Genomic DNA, 14,208 nt, shown 5'->3' with positions numbered 1-14,208 from the left:
ATTACATTCCGCTTAAAATATTATTAAATTATTCCGTGTTTACGGGTTCAGGTCAGTTTTGTGGTTTTATCGCAAGGTGCAAATGTGGTAGTTGGATCTCTAGAGCCATTTGGAAAGATGTTCCAACACGCATTTAATGTTCAAGGAGTTGTACCAAATAACGAGGCTATAGTTTCTATGGCTTTAGTTCAATTTGGAACATCAACAGCCTTAATAATGTTTTTTGGCATGCTTGTAAATATTTTAATTGCAAGATTTACTAAACTAAAACATATATTTCTAACAGGACATCATACGTTATATATGGCATGTATGCTTGCAGTAATATTTTCTGTATCAGGATTTACAGGTACAGGCTTAATTATTGTTGGTTCTCTAACCTTAGGAGCAATAATGAGTTTATCCCCATTTATGCTTCAAGGTTTTATGAGACATATGACAGGTAGCGACAGCATAGGACTTGGTCACTTTGGTGGTTTTGGGTATTTCTTATCAGGAAAAATAGGCGAAATAATTGGGAAAAATAGCAAGGAAATAATAAGTACAGAGGATACTGATTTTCCTAAAGGATTGTCTTTTTTAAGGGATTCTACAGTAGCAATCGGTTTAACTATGATGGTTATTTATCTAATAGTAGCAATAGTTGCTGGTGGGGAATATGTTGCAAGTGAATATCCGGATGCAGGAAATCATATATTATTTGCCCTTATGAAAGGCGCACAATTTGCAGCAGGTGTTTATGTAATTCTATCTGGTGTTAGGCTAATTCTTAATGAAATCCTACCAGCTTTTAAGGGAATATCAGAAAAATTAGTTCCAAACTCAATACCTGCACTTGATTGTCCAATAGTATTTACTATGGCACCAAATGCTGTATTAATAGGATTCTTTTCAAGTTTTGTTGGAGGAATACTATCGTTAATAATAATGGGATTAATGGGTACAACAATGATATTACCAGGCGTAGTACCTCATTTCTTCTGCGGTGCAACAGCAGGTGTATTTGGCAACGCAAAAGGCGGAAGAAAAGGAGCTATAATTGGAGCATTTATTCACGGTATCCTTATATCTTTCTTGCCATTATTCTTAATGCCAGTTCTTGGTGAATTAGGATTTGCTAATTCAACATTCTCAGATGCTGACTTTACAATAGCAGGAATATTCTTTGGAATTTTAGGCAGCAACCTTGGTAGAATTGGTGTTATAGTTGGACTTGCTGCTGTATATTTAGGCATATTTATCTATAGTGCTATGAAGAAAGAAAAAGCTATTAATTAATTATTAGAGCATTGAGTAGAGGAGAATTAAGTGAGTTTTGATCAAATATTCATTAATACATTGAGAACACTATCTGCCGATATGGTAGAAAGGGCTGGAAGTGGTCATTTGGGGATGCCTTTGGGGGCGTCTCCTATGGTCTACGAACTTTTTAAAAATCATATAAAGTTAGATCCACAGAATACAGAATGGTTTGATAGGGATAGATTTATTTATTCGTCAGGACATGGAACACCATTGCTATATTCCTTATATCATCTTTTTGGATATGATATAAGCATGGAAGATTTGAAGAATTATAGGCAACTAGGCTCCATAACCCCAGGCCATCCAGAAAACTATCTGACAAAGGGTGTTGATGCTACAACGGGGCCATTAGGTCAGGGATTTGCAATGGCAGTAGGATTTGCTATAGCTGAGACGCATCTAGGAGCTAAATATAACAAAGATGACTTGAAAATAATTGATCATTATACCTATGTAGTTTGTGGTGATGGGGATTTAATGGAGGGAGTTGCTCTTGAGACAGCTTCTATAGCCGGAAGAATAGGTCTAAATAAGTTAATAGTATTATATGATTCAAATGATGTTTGCCTTGATGGAAATGTTATTAATTCTACAAGCGATAATATTAAGAAAAAATTTGAAGCTATGAATTGGAATCATATTTTTGTGAAAGATGGTGAAAACATAGTAGACGTTGGTAAAGCCATAGAAGAAGCGAAAAAATCCGACAAGCCAAGCATAATTGAAGTTAAAAATATAATAGGATTTGGTACAATTGATGCAGGGACCAATAATGCCCATTCAGACCCGCTTGGTAACGATGGGATAGCTTATCTTAAAAAACAAGTTGGTTGGGAATATGAGGGAGATTTCTATGTTCCTGAAGAAATTGAAGCTTTTAAAGAAGAATATTTAAAAGAAGCTAGTAATAAGTACGAAGCATGGCTAGATAAGAAAATTCAATTTAAGGAAAAATATCCAGAAGATTATGAAAAGCTATTTAATTATAAGGAAGCAATAAAGAAACTAGACTTTAGTGGTTTTATTAAATATACAGAACCAAAGCCAATAAGAGTAGCTAGTGAAGATGTTTTGAATTACGTTTATGACGAGTTGGGATGCTTAATTGGAGGATCTGCAGACTTGTCCAAATCAAACAAAGTAAATATAAGAAAATGTGGTTATCTAAGCAAGGAAAACCAAGCGAATTCAAATATAGCCTTTGGAGTTCGAGAGTTTGGTATGGCTGCGATTACGAATGGAATAAGCTTACATGGCGGTCTAATTCCTTTTGCAGCTACTTTCTTAGTGTTTTCAGAATATATGAAGTCAGCTATAAGACACGCTGCCTTACAGAAAATAAACCCTATTTATATATTCACACATGATACCTTATCTATTGGACCAGATGGCCCTACACATCAACCAATTGAACAACTTGCTGAGTTTAGATCTGTTCCAAATGTAGATGTAATAAGACCTGCAGATCCAAATGAAGTGATATATTCGTGGAAATATGCATTAAGCAACAATAAACCAACTATATTAATAAATGCCAGACAAGAATTACCTGTTTTAAATGAAACTAATTATGAAAAATTTGTAAAAGGAGCATACGTAATCGATGATTCTGATGACTATCACGCAACCATTATTGCAACTGGCTCAGAGGTTTCACTTGCTTTAAAGGCAAAAGAAGTCCTTGAGGAAAAAGGAATTAGGCTAAGAATAGTGAATATGCCATCTTGGGAATTATTTGAAAGAGAAGATAGGACCTATCAAGATTCTGTTATAGATAGGAAAAAGCCGGTTATATCAATAGAGGCATCATCTGGTTTTGGCTGGGAAAGATATACAGGAAAGACAGAGAATGTAATTTGCGTTAATGACTTTGGTGAATCAGGTAATGGACAGGACCTTTACGAGGCTAGAGGATTTAATGTAAAAGATATTGTAGCTAGAATAACAGAGATTTTGTCTTAACAGACTTCAATAATAAAAATTAGGGCGAAATTATTAAATCGCCCTAATTTTCTTCTATAAGGAGGAAGTATGAAATTTTTCTTAGATACAGCAAATGTGGACCAAATAAAAAGGATAAATGACCTTGGACTTTGTGATGGGGTTACTACAAATCCTTCACTTATCAATAAAGAAGGCAGGGATTTTAAAGAAGTTGTGACAGAGATAGCTTCTTTTATAGATGGACCAATCTCAGCTGAAGTAACAACCTATGACTATGAGAGTATGGTTAAGGAAGCCCGTGAAATAGCTAAGTGGGCAGACAATATAGTTGTCAAAATCCCTATGATAGAAGATGGATTGAAGGCCATTAATACTCTTTCTAAAGAAGGCATAAAGACTAATTGCACCCTAATATTTTCTGTAAGCCAAGGACTAATGGCAGCTAAGGCTGGTGCTACTTATATTTCGCCATTTATCGGCAGAATTGACGATATGGGTGAAGATGGAATCAGGTTAATTTATGATCTTAAGACTGTTTTAGATAATTACTGCCTAGAAAGTGAAATTATAGCCGCTTCAATAAGGACCAATAAGCACCTAGAAGAAGCAGCTATAGCTGGAGCTCATATAGCAACTATTCCTGGAACTCTTTTTGAAAAACTCTGGGCCCATCCACTTACCGCTCAAGGTATAGAAAGTTTCAAAAAAGACTGGGATGCTTTTGTAAAAAAGACAAATAAATAATAGAAAAGATTTGCAAATATTTATAAGATGAAATAAAAAATCAGGCCAAGGATTAGATTGATCCTATGGCCTGTTTTTCTTACATTACCTTTTTATTTATAGCATTAACAACAATTTCTTTGCCGTCTTCTAGTTTGATTTCGTATTTTTCGCCTTCGCCGTCGTTATATAGTTTCCATTCTTTTACGGTGCCGCCTCCGTTTGATTCTAGGGCTATGTGCATGGCTTCTTCTGGGGGGATAGCTTTGCCGAGGTCTATTGGGTTTTCTTTGTCGTCTTCTTTTTCTTTTTCGGCTTCTGTAGCTTCTGCTGTGTTGGCATTTACTTTTAGTTTGTATTCATCGCCGTTTTTTTTGCCTTCAAAGGTGTAGTAAGCCTCACCATTTTCTTCTTCGTAGCTTACTTTTGTTAGCTCATAAGGCATGCCACCTACTTGGCTTTCAAATTTGTAGCTTGCTGCTTTGAGGGTTACCTTGTTGTCTGGAAGAACGATGTCGGCTGTTTTTTTATCAGCTTTTTCTTCTTTTGTTTCTTCCTTATTTTTATTTTTGCTTTCTTCAGCAGGTTTTTCTGCTTGTTCTTCTTGCTTTGTTTCTTCTTTTTGATCAGCTTTATCCTTGCCGCATCCAGCCAATACAAAGGTTCCTGCTAGTAGCAAGGCTAATAATTTTTTGTTCATCTATATACTCCCTTTTTTAAAAACTATTTATCATTAAGACTATACCAAGATGGATAAAATTTACAAATTCTAGAGTTTAATGACAAAAATATATCAATAAAATTATATTTTTGGCAAATAAAGAAAAAAGACTCTACGTAGTCTATTAACTGAAACTTTTAGTTTTTTTGATTACTTTACCATTTGTTGCATTTATTATAACATCTTCGCCTTCAGCTACGTCTATATCGTATATTGCCTTGCCGTCTTCGATTTTTAGCTCATAGCCTTTGACCCAAGCTCCTTTAGCTTGTCCTTTCAGAGATTTTTCCATGGCTAATGTGCCTGGAATAATATTTTTAAAGTCTAGAGCGAGTGTCTTATTGTCCTTATCGTCTTCAATTTTTTCGTCGGTTATTTGGGCATTATCATCGATTGTAAGCATGTATATTTTTCCGTTTTTAAAACCTTCTATCTTTAGGGTGAAAATGTCCTTGGTAAATTCTACTTTAAGTTTATCTATATTTATAGAATCAATTCTCCCATCACCGAAGTTGTGATTATGAAATATTTGAACAGCTTCATCTAGGCTCCTGGCAATTTTTGGTAAATTTTCTTTTTTATCTTGGCTGTTTTCTTTATCATAATTTTGGGCTTTTTTTATGCCATTTTCATTTTTTGTAAGATTTTCTTTATTATTACATCCTGCAAATATAAAGGCTAGGGCCAAGACAGTAGCCAATAATTTTTTGATCATAATACTCTCCGTTTGCAATCTACTTTTTATAAATTATACCAAAATGGACTTTCTTTACAATTTAAGTCGGGAAGGGAACTTGCAACCAACAAAGCACTAAAATGGCAAAGAAATAGACCCATAAGGGCCTATTGATTATTAATTTAGTCTCTTTCGATTATTTGGCCGCTTGTAGCGTCGATTTTTACATCCTGACCGTTTTCAACGTCAAGGTCGTAGACTACCTTACCATCTTCAATTTCGATTTCGTATCCTTTAACCCAAGCTTTTTCGTCTTGACCTTCTATGGCCTTATTCATGGCATCTACTCCAGAAATTATTTTAGTAAAATCTATGGCAATTTTTTTGTTATCGTCATCTTCTTCGACTTCTTCTTCTAGGATTTCACCTTTGTTATTTATTTTGAGCTTGTATTCTTTGCCGTCTTTAAAGCCTTCAATGCTATAGATTATATCCTTATCTAAGATTTTTACCTTCAATTTATCGATATTTATAGCATCAAAAGATCCGTCGCCAAAATTGTGTTTGTGGAAGATTTTTAAGGCTTCATCGATATTAGTTGCAAATTCTGGCACTTTTTCTTTTTCTTCTTCATTTGGCTTTTTGTCATCATTTTTTACTTCTTTTACACCAGTCTTTGTTTCGTCTACTTGAATTTCTTTTTGTTTTGTTTTTTCGGCAGGTTTTGCCGCTTCTTTTCCACAAGCTCCCAAAATTAATGCTGTAGCTAGTAGTAAGATTATTTTTTTGTTTTTCATGAATTTACCTCCATGTAAATTTTTCTTCTTCGAATATAAAATTCTCTCTCTTTTTATATAATTTATATCTATACTTACTAAAATTATACTTGAAATTAAAAATATTCAAGATTCCTTACAAAAATTTTAAGATTCGTAACTTTAACACGAAGCAAGAAAACTTAACAATAATTTAATGACTTTGTGATATAATCAAAGTGAAATAAAGTGCTTACAAGGAAAGGTAAGGATATGAAGGTATTAATAGTAGAAGATGAATTGGACTTACTAGATTCTATAGCTGAGGGGCTTACCCTTTTAGGCTATGTGACAGATAAGGCATCTAATGGAGATGATGCCATTGATATGGCCTTTGTTGAATCTTATGACCTAATAATTTTAGATGTGAATCTGCCGGGTAAAGATGGGTTTGAAGTTTTAAAATCAATTAGAGATTTTAATAAGGAAGTGGCAATCATTATGTTAACAGCAAGGAGCGATATAGAAGACAGGGTCAAGGGTTTAGACCTAGGGGCTAGTGATTACATGGTTAAGCCTTTTGCTCTTAGAGAACTAGACGCTAGGATGCGTTCTCATTTGAGAGGCAAGAAAATCCATCAGGCCACAGTTATGGATATCTCAGGACTTTCTTTTGATACTATAAAAAGAGAGGCTTCTTTTAATGGCAAACCAATTTCTCTAACAGTGAAGGAAACAGGTATATTAGAATATTTATTTTTAAATTCAGAACGTTTTATACCAGCAGAAGAACTTATTGAACACGTTTGGGATTCTAATGCGGATGGATTTTCAAATACAGTGAGGGTTCATATGTCTTCTCTTAGGAAAAAGCTTAGGTCGGTTTGCGGCAAAAATTTTATAGAAAATGTAATTGGCAAGGGATATAGGATTCATGAAACAGAAAATTTATGATTCTGTAGTTTTTAAACTTATTTCTGCTGTTGTGGTAATTTTTATAGTCATGCTCCTTGTCAGTATGTACCTAATCAACCGCAAGCAGGCTATGGTAATTGATACTGTAATCGAAGATATAAACGAAAATATGGGCTCTATGGATAGGTCCATGGTCCTTTTTGTAGACACAACTAAGGTTCAATCCAATAGCGACTTTACTCTTTATCTAATTTTTGTAATGTCGACTGTTCTTATCCTGGGATCTATTTCCTTTGCCTTTATCATAAAGAAAATCCTCGCTCCCCTCAAGAAGCTCCAGAAAAAACTCACTCATGTTGATATAGATAAGCCGGAAAGTTTTGAAAACTTAGTTGTTTTGGATAATACTTCTAGTGAAATTGTTGAGCTTTCAGAAGCCTTTGATAAGATGCTAAAAAAAATATATGCAGATTATAAGAGGCAAAAGGATTTTTCTTCAAATGTAGCTCATGAATTGAGGACGCCTATAGCTGTTATGAAAAGTCAGCTAGACGTTTTTAGGCAAAAAACGAATGACGCTGATGCTAGAAAACTGCTTAGGGTTCTTGATAGCAATGTAAATAAGCTAGGTGGACTTGTTGATGCGATTTTATCACTAAGAAAAAAATCAGATTTAAAACTAGATGAAGTAAACTTAGATATATTGGTAGATGAGATAATCCTAGATTTGGAGGATAAGGCGGAGGATAAAGAGGTTGAACTAATAACTAGGGATACAAATATCAACCTAGTAACAGATGATAGTCTTCTTCAGAGATTGGTTTTTAACATAGTTGATAATGCGATTAAATACAACAAATTAGGTGGCAGAGTGGAAATTTCTGCAAAAGAAGATTCTGATTTTGTAAGTATTAAGATTGCAGATACAGGCCTTGGGATTCCAGAAGCTGATAAGGAAAGGATTTTTGAACTTTTTTATCAGATTGATTCTTCAAGAGGTCAGGAAGGTTTTGGAATTGGCCTATCACTTTCAAAAACAATCGCAGATATGCTTGGGGCAAAGATTGAAATTTCAGATAATAAACCTCAAGGTTCGATTTTCACCATAAACATTCCTAAGTCTTTATGAGAATTTAACATAGGCTTTGATAGAATATAGGAAATGGAAAGGATGGTTAAGATGAAAAATAGAAAAATCACATTGGCACTTCTTACCCTAAGTCTTGGCTTAATTGGATTTGGGGTCTACAGAAAAGAAGTGGATACAGTTTTTATGAAGGCTGTTAATCTTTGTTTGGAGTGTATTGGTATTGGATAAGTTAAGAAATCATAAAAAAATAATCATCCAGATCCTATCAACCCTAGCCCATAACTTCCATTTGAGTAATTTCTTTAAGGGAAAAATCTACCAAGGAGTCGGCAAAAAAGCTTGTTTACCTGGTTTAAATTGTTATTCTTGTCCAGGGGCGGCAGGGTCTTGTCCCATAGGAAGCCTTCAAGCGGTAATAGGATCTAAAAAATACAAGTTTTCCTATTATGTAGTAGGTATTATGATGTTTTTTGGAGTGGTTTTTGGAAGACTCATTTGTGGACTTTTTTGTCCCTTTGGTTTTTTTCAAGACTTACTTCATAAAATTCCAACTAAGAAGTTTTCGACAAAGAAATTAAAGAGCCTAAGGATTGTAAAATATATAATTTTAAGTGCAATTATTGTTGGGATTGGTTTTGCCTTAAAAGGTAAATTTGAGGTTGTGCCACCATACTTTTGCAAGTACATTTGTCCTCAGGGCATAATGGAAGCGGCCCTCCCCCTTGCGGCGAGAAATCTTTCTTTGAGAGCGGCTCTTGGACCTCTCTTTAGGTTCAAGTTTGTAATTTTAGTTATTACAATTATCCTATCCATTGGATTTTATAGGCCGTTTTGCAAGTGGATTTGCCCGCTGGGAGCATTTTATTCGCTTTTTAATAAGTATTCCCTCTATCAACTTAGCGTTAGCGAAGATAAGTGTATAAATTGTGGCAAGTGTGCAAGGGTATGTAAGATGGATGTTGATATTAGAAAAAATTGTGCCCATCTTGAATGTATCAGGTGTGGAGATTGTGTAAAGGCCTGCCCAACTAAGGCTATAATAAGTGAATTTATAAGAAAAAAAGGAGAAGAAAATGAAAATTAAAAGCAAAATGATACTAGTTCTAATGCTAGCAGGAAGTCTTGTAGCATGCGGACAAAAAAAGGAAGAAAAACCAGAAGAAGTAAAACAAGAAGCTATCAGCAAAGAAGACCTCCCATCAGGAGCTAAAATTACAAATGATACAGAAACTCCAATAGAAGCACCTGATGTAGAAGGCGAAAAACCAAATACTTTGGGTAAGTTTGAGGCAAAAGACCAAGATGGCAAGAAATTTACAAATGAAGATTTCAAAAACTACGATGCCACAGTCATCAATCTATGGTTTACAGGATGTTCTGCTTGTATAGAAGAGATGCCTGAATTAAATAAGGTGGCAGATGACCTTAAAAAAGATGAAAAGGTAAATTTCCTTACCCTTTGCACAGATGCGGAGTATGATCAATCAACCATGGATGCCTTTAAGAGAATAGTTGGAGAAAACAAACCAACCTACCAAGCTCTCGGTATCAAACAGGAAGGCGAAATTAAGAAATACCTAGACCATGTATTTGCCTATCCAACAACAATCGTAGTTGACAAAAACGGTAATATCGTAGGCGAAGATGTGGTAGGAGCGATCACAAGCGAAGACCAAATTTCTAAGCTAAAGGCAAATATTGAAATGGCCAAAGAGGCTTCAAATAAATAAAAAATATATTCCCCTATAAAATTTTCTGTTTATCCCGACTGAGTCGGGATTTTCTTTTGCCTAAAATAGCAAATCTCTGATATAATTAAAAGAAAAGCCGAGGGAAATAAAATGAAAAATAAAATCATACTAGCAGGCGTGATTTTTACTGCGGTATTTAGTGTAAATAATGCTCTTGCAGCTGAAGATATAGTTTACTATCAAGATTATGACCTAGATGCTGTAGTTGAAAATTATCCTAATTTTGATTGGGAGAATTATAAACCCAAAGACCTTGTAAATGAAAAGGAAAAAGAAAATAAAGGTCAAACAAAAAAAGAAGATGAACCTACAAAAGAAAATGAGCCTAAAAAAGAAAATGAGCCTACAAAAGAAAATGAGCTTAAAAAAGAAGATGAACCTGTAAAAGAAGACCTCTACTACCATAATAAAGACGGAAGCCTTGCCAAGGGACTTACAGACACTGGGAAAGTTCGCAAGTATTTTGATAAAAAAACTGGTAAATTAGTCAAAAGCAAGATTATTAAAAATGAAAATATACATGCAGACGATAAGGGCGAAGCTCACTATATTGGTTGGGATTATTATAAGGGCAAGCTAGGATACTATGATCCCAAAACAGGATATGCCAAGGGGCTAAAGACAATAGGAAATATTACCTATGGTTTTGATGATAGTGGGTCTATTTTTAGGAAGCAAAACAGAGTTATTAATGGACAAAATTATTATTTTAATAATTACGGAGAAGCGGAAAAGACAAATGGTTCTTACAATAGAGGCTGGGTCGGCGATAGGTATTATTATAAAGACGGCAAGCCTGCAGAGGGACTAGCCAATATTAATGGCAAAAAATATGCCTTTCACGAAAGATCTTTGAGACTACTTAGAAATATAAACAAGGTTTTTGACCACAAGATGTATTGGATAAATGCAAGGGGAGAGGCAATCTACCAATACGATGTCGCCCATGCCTACCTTAGTAGGGGGACAGGTGGAGCCTTTAGACCAGGATTTTCTCAAAACCTTATGAGAAAAACCCCATATTTTAGCCAACACGATAGGCGTTGGGCATCAAGGGCCTTCGCTTCATCAAATATGTCAAATCTTGGATGCGGACCAACAACCATGGCCATGGTCCTAAACAGGAAGCTAAATACCAATGATATCTATCCGACAAACACCATGGCAGTTGCCCGTGACTACTCATCGTGGGATGGGACTGACTGGCAGTATTTTATAGAAGGTGTTGAGGCCTATGGCCTAAAATCCTATGACATTCCAGTTCAAAAAGACGCCTTTGTCCAAGCCCTAAAGGATAACCCTATAGTTGTAAGGGTGGGACCAGGATATTTTACAGATGGCGGTCACTATATGGTTATTGATTCCTATAAAGATGGGGCCTTTACCCTAAATGACCCAAATAACATGAGGAGAAATACTATGGATAGGATTCCTTGGTGGAGGCTAAGAAGAGAAGTGACAGTTGCTTGGGAAATAAAATAAGGAGGAAAAAATGAGATACTTAAAAATATTTATTATCACCTTAATCATAACTTTTGTGATGGAGTTTTTGACAAGGAAGTTGATAGAAAAATATGGCAAGGATAGGACAATTTCCATCCTAAAAACTATAGCTGTTGTCGCTATTGCCATGTTTCTTAAAGAAATAATATAAAAATACGCAGGTCCCTTGTGACCTGCGTATTAACTAATTCCTAAAATTAATGTGGAAAGGTAGGTATTTTTGATTTTATAAATGACTTCGCCTAGGATATACGAAGCTAAGATGCCTATTATTGAAATGGCTAGGCTTTCTATATCAAAGCTTGTTTTTATTATTACAAATAGAGCTGGATAGATATAGATTAATGCAAAAAGCATATAGTCCAACAAACAGAAACTATGCTCATTGCTTATGGTTTTAAGGCTAAAATAAACTAGGGGATATATACTAAGTAAAAAACCATAGTCATATTTTAGGTAAGTTTTCTGAAGGTAAATCTCTCCCACAACCAAAACAATGGCGATGAATAAGAGAAATGGATTTAACCTAAGAGCTGACCTTATTCTGATTGCCATTACATAAAAGCTAAAGTAGAGGAAAAAATCCTCGAAATTTTTAAGGACAGAAAGTCTATTGCTAAAAATTATGGCAAGGAAAATCAAGAAGGAAAGACCTCCAAGTATTGATGTAACTAAGCTTCCGAATATCCTATTAAGGATGAGTTCTATTATAAAAAATATTCCGACTATGACTATTAGCCTATAAAGATTAGTGATGATTCTTACCATATCGTTAGGGATTTTACTTGAAAATCCTCCTCTTACAACAAGTGCCACGATTAGGCTGTGAAAGATTAGAGGTACAAACATCAAGGCAACCTTCTTAGTTTCAACAAAGGATATTTTAAAGGCTAAGTAGGATATAAGATAGGAAGAAAGAGCCCTTACTATTAAATTTTCATTAATTATTAGATTATGCACTATAAAAGTCTCAAAAATTAGACCAATTATGGCTAAAAGAGTAAGACCTGTAGCAAAATTATTTTTAAGATACTTCATATATTAATCATATCATAAAATCATAGAAATGGTATAATATTTTAAAGGATGGAATTATGGCTAGACGTAAAAGAAGTGAAGAAAAAGAATATAAAAATCCTAAAACTCGTGAGAAAAAGAGGCGTGTGAGAGAAAAAAGGCGCAAGAGAAAGACTTTTGGCCCTTATGTCTTAATTTTTCTCCTCCTTGCAGCCGCTATATTTTTCGGTTTGAGATCTCTTTCTCATAATGTTGACAGAACTGTAAATAGGATTGAAAAGGCGATTAAGACAGATGATACAGCCTACATGGAAGAAAATATGGATAGGCTTGATGTGATTTTTGAAGTTCTTAAAAAATCTTATTCGGACGATGAAAAAAAGCAGGACGAGTTTGTCAGGAATAATTTTAAAAACCTAGATATAGAAGTATTAAACAAACTTGATATAGAAGGCGGCATGGAAGTGACACTTAAAATTTCTAATGTCAATTACGTTGATTGCTTTGATAAGATTAAGCACTTGGAAGAAGAAAACCAACACGAAGCTTATATGAAGGAATTATCAAAGGATGGGGCGGAAGTAAAAAGTTCCGATGCTAAAATTTTCTTAAAGAAAAAACTTTTCGGCTATGAAATCTATGAATCAAGAGACTTTATCAATGGCATAATCGGCGGCGCCTTGGACTTAGTCAAATGATAGCGAATAAATCTATAATAGAGACAAGCAAAAAGTCTCGTGACCTAAATCCAGTTATTATTACCGTCATCCTTTCACTTCTGGTAATAATTCCTCAATATGGGCTGGGATTAATCTTAAAGATAAGCCAAAATATAGAGATTCTAGACAAGTTTTTTACTTTTATAGACACAAATAACCTATTTTTCTTGCTAATAATTTATTCCACCGCCTTAGCGCTAATTTTAGCATATATTTTTGCAAGGAAAGCTTTAGAAAGAAATTGCCTATCCTTAGGGCTTGTGGACGATGATAAAATTAAAAAATATGGAAAGGGACTTCTTCTAGGCTTTGGGTTAGTGACCCTTGTAGTTTTAATATTAGACCTAACAGAATTTGCAGAAATTAGGAAAAATCTAAATGGTTTTAACCTAAAATTTTTCATGGTCTTCCTTCCAGCATGGATGATCCAAGGTTTTGAAGAGGAATTTATTCTTAGAGCAATTTTGATGAACCAAATGGCAGCTAGGGGCAAAATAGAACTTGCAATAATAGCTAATTCCATAATCTTTTCCATATTTCACTTGGGAAATGCAGACTTTAGCCCCATGGCCTTTGTGAATATATTTTTAATAGGAATCATATTTTCTCTAATATTTTACATAAATGATTCTATATACATGCCAGCAGCCGCCCACACTTTCTGGAATATGACCATGGCAAATATTTATGGCATAACAGTCTCTGGCAATAGCTCCATACCAGTCACCCTATTTAAAACAAAGCTAAAGGGACCTGACCTAATCTCAGGAGGAGGCTTTGGCTTAGAAGGCTCGATAATTACCAGTCTAATTCTAGTCATATTACTAATATTTTTAAGTAGAAAAATAAAAAATACAAAGCCAGCAAGCTAGTTATCGGAAAAGTTAAAATATTTATTGAAATTTCTAATGTAATTAAAATTAATAAAAAAAAGACAAAGCAAAAGACCTCGGTTGAGGTCTTTTAGTATGCTCGAAATTTACTTTTATCTAGTATCCAGGTTTTCCTAGTAGCTTAAACATTGCCTTTTTATAGGCTTCCACGCCTGGTTGGTTGAATGGATTTACTCCTAGCATGTAGCCTGATACT

Annotated in this window: 16 protein-coding genes; 12 read left to right on the top strand and 4 right to left on the bottom strand. The window is 34.6% G+C overall.

Translation table 11 applies throughout. The features are described from left to right. The first annotated feature begins 27 nt into the window (after positions 1-27). The 3 genes from RQ893_RS04885 (at position 28) to fsa (ending at position 3,993) form a co-directional block, all read left to right on the top strand. A complete protein-coding gene (locus tag RQ893_RS04885; protein WP_311481929.1) occupies positions 28-1,278 on the top strand; it encodes a PTS ascorbate transporter subunit IIC in 1,251 nt (416 codons plus the stop codon). 30 nt (positions 1,279-1,308) lie between these two features. Then, a complete protein-coding gene (gene tkt, locus RQ893_RS04880) occupies positions 1,309-3,267 on the top strand; it encodes a transketolase (protein ID WP_311481928.1) in 1,959 nt (652 codons plus the stop codon). 69 nt (positions 3,268-3,336) lie between these two features. Continuing rightward, positions 3,337-3,993, top strand: coding sequence for a fructose-6-phosphate aldolase (fsa, locus tag RQ893_RS04875; RefSeq protein WP_311481927.1), 657 nt, complete (start codon positions 3,337-3,339; stop codon positions 3,991-3,993). 79 nt (positions 3,994-4,072) lie between these two features. Here fsa and RQ893_RS04870 read toward each other — a convergent pair whose 3' ends face one another. From RQ893_RS04870 to RQ893_RS04860, 3 genes are all read right to left on the bottom strand, one after another. After that, complete coding sequence (locus tag RQ893_RS04870) at positions 4,073-4,672, bottom strand: PepSY domain-containing protein (protein WP_311481926.1); 600 nt, start codon at positions 4,670-4,672, stop codon at positions 4,073-4,075. Between the two features lie 145 nt (positions 4,673-4,817). Continuing rightward, positions 4,818-5,408, bottom strand: a complete 591-nt coding sequence (locus tag RQ893_RS04865; protein WP_311481925.1) for a PepSY domain-containing protein — start codon at positions 5,406-5,408, stop codon at positions 4,818-4,820. Positions 5,409-5,551: 143 nt separating this feature from the next. Then, positions 5,552-6,166, bottom strand: a complete 615-nt coding sequence (locus tag RQ893_RS04860) for a PepSY domain-containing protein (RefSeq protein WP_311481924.1) — start codon at positions 6,164-6,166, stop codon at positions 5,552-5,554. Between the two features lie 231 nt (positions 6,167-6,397). Here RQ893_RS04860 and RQ893_RS04855 point away from each other — a divergent pair, with 231 nt between their 5' ends. The 7 genes from RQ893_RS04855 to RQ893_RS04825 all read left to right on the top strand — a co-directional run bounded on the left by RQ893_RS04855 (position 6,398) and on the right by RQ893_RS04825 (position 11,534). After that, positions 6,398-7,078, top strand: coding sequence for a response regulator transcription factor (locus RQ893_RS04855; RefSeq protein WP_311481923.1), 681 nt, complete (start codon positions 6,398-6,400; stop codon positions 7,076-7,078). Further along, positions 7,059-8,168: a HAMP domain-containing sensor histidine kinase gene (locus RQ893_RS04850; protein WP_311481922.1), complete on the top strand. Its 1,110-nt coding sequence runs from the start codon at positions 7,059-7,061 to the stop codon at positions 8,166-8,168. Before RQ893_RS04855 ends, RQ893_RS04850 begins: the two co-directional genes overlap by 20 nt. A 51-nt stretch (positions 8,169-8,219) precedes the next feature. After that, complete coding sequence (locus RQ893_RS04845; RefSeq protein ID WP_311481921.1) at positions 8,220-8,357, top strand: CD1871A family CXXC motif-containing protein; 138 nt, start codon at positions 8,220-8,222, stop codon at positions 8,355-8,357. Then, on the top strand, positions 8,350-9,213 hold the full coding sequence (locus RQ893_RS04840; protein WP_311481920.1) for a 4Fe-4S binding protein: 864 nt from the start codon (positions 8,350-8,352) through the stop codon (positions 9,211-9,213). The genes RQ893_RS04845 and RQ893_RS04840 overlap by 8 nt, the downstream gene beginning before the upstream one ends. Continuing rightward, positions 9,203-9,859: a TlpA disulfide reductase family protein gene (locus tag RQ893_RS04835; RefSeq protein WP_311481919.1), complete on the top strand. Its 657-nt coding sequence runs from the start codon at positions 9,203-9,205 to the stop codon at positions 9,857-9,859. The genes RQ893_RS04840 and RQ893_RS04835 overlap by 11 nt, the downstream gene beginning before the upstream one ends. A gap of 111 nt (positions 9,860-9,970) precedes the next feature. Beyond that, entirely contained in the window at positions 9,971-11,362 is a 1,392-nt protein-coding gene (locus RQ893_RS04830) for a C39 family peptidase (RefSeq protein WP_311481918.1), read from the top strand. A 10-nt stretch (positions 11,363-11,372) separates the two neighbouring features. After that, positions 11,373-11,534, top strand: a complete 162-nt coding sequence (locus RQ893_RS04825) for a hypothetical protein (protein ID WP_311481917.1) — start codon at positions 11,373-11,375, stop codon at positions 11,532-11,534. A 29-nt stretch (positions 11,535-11,563) separates the two neighbouring features. On the opposite strand, the gene RQ893_RS04820 is transcribed toward RQ893_RS04825, so the two are convergent. After that, positions 11,564-12,421: a hypothetical protein gene (locus tag RQ893_RS04820; protein ID WP_311481916.1), complete on the bottom strand. Its 858-nt coding sequence runs from the start codon at positions 12,419-12,421 to the stop codon at positions 11,564-11,566. Positions 12,422-12,477: 56 nt separating this feature from the next. Here RQ893_RS04820 and RQ893_RS04815 point away from each other — a divergent pair, with 56 nt between their 5' ends. Both RQ893_RS04815 and RQ893_RS04810 read left to right on the top strand, forming a co-directional pair. Beyond that, entirely contained in the window at positions 12,478-13,098 is a 621-nt protein-coding gene (locus RQ893_RS04815; protein ID WP_311481915.1) for a hypothetical protein, read from the top strand. Beyond that, positions 13,095-13,991: a CPBP family intramembrane glutamic endopeptidase gene (locus RQ893_RS04810; RefSeq protein WP_311481914.1), complete on the top strand. Its 897-nt coding sequence runs from the start codon at positions 13,095-13,097 to the stop codon at positions 13,989-13,991. The genes RQ893_RS04815 and RQ893_RS04810 overlap by 4 nt, the downstream gene beginning before the upstream one ends. Positions 13,992-14,208 lie beyond the last annotated feature (217 nt).

Source organism: uncultured Anaerococcus sp. (assembly GCF_963510915.1).
GTDB lineage: Bacteria > Bacillota > Clostridia > Tissierellales > Peptoniphilaceae > Anaerococcus.
Note: the sequence above shows the minus strand (reverse complement) of the source record. Positions and strands in the feature narration are given on the sequence as shown.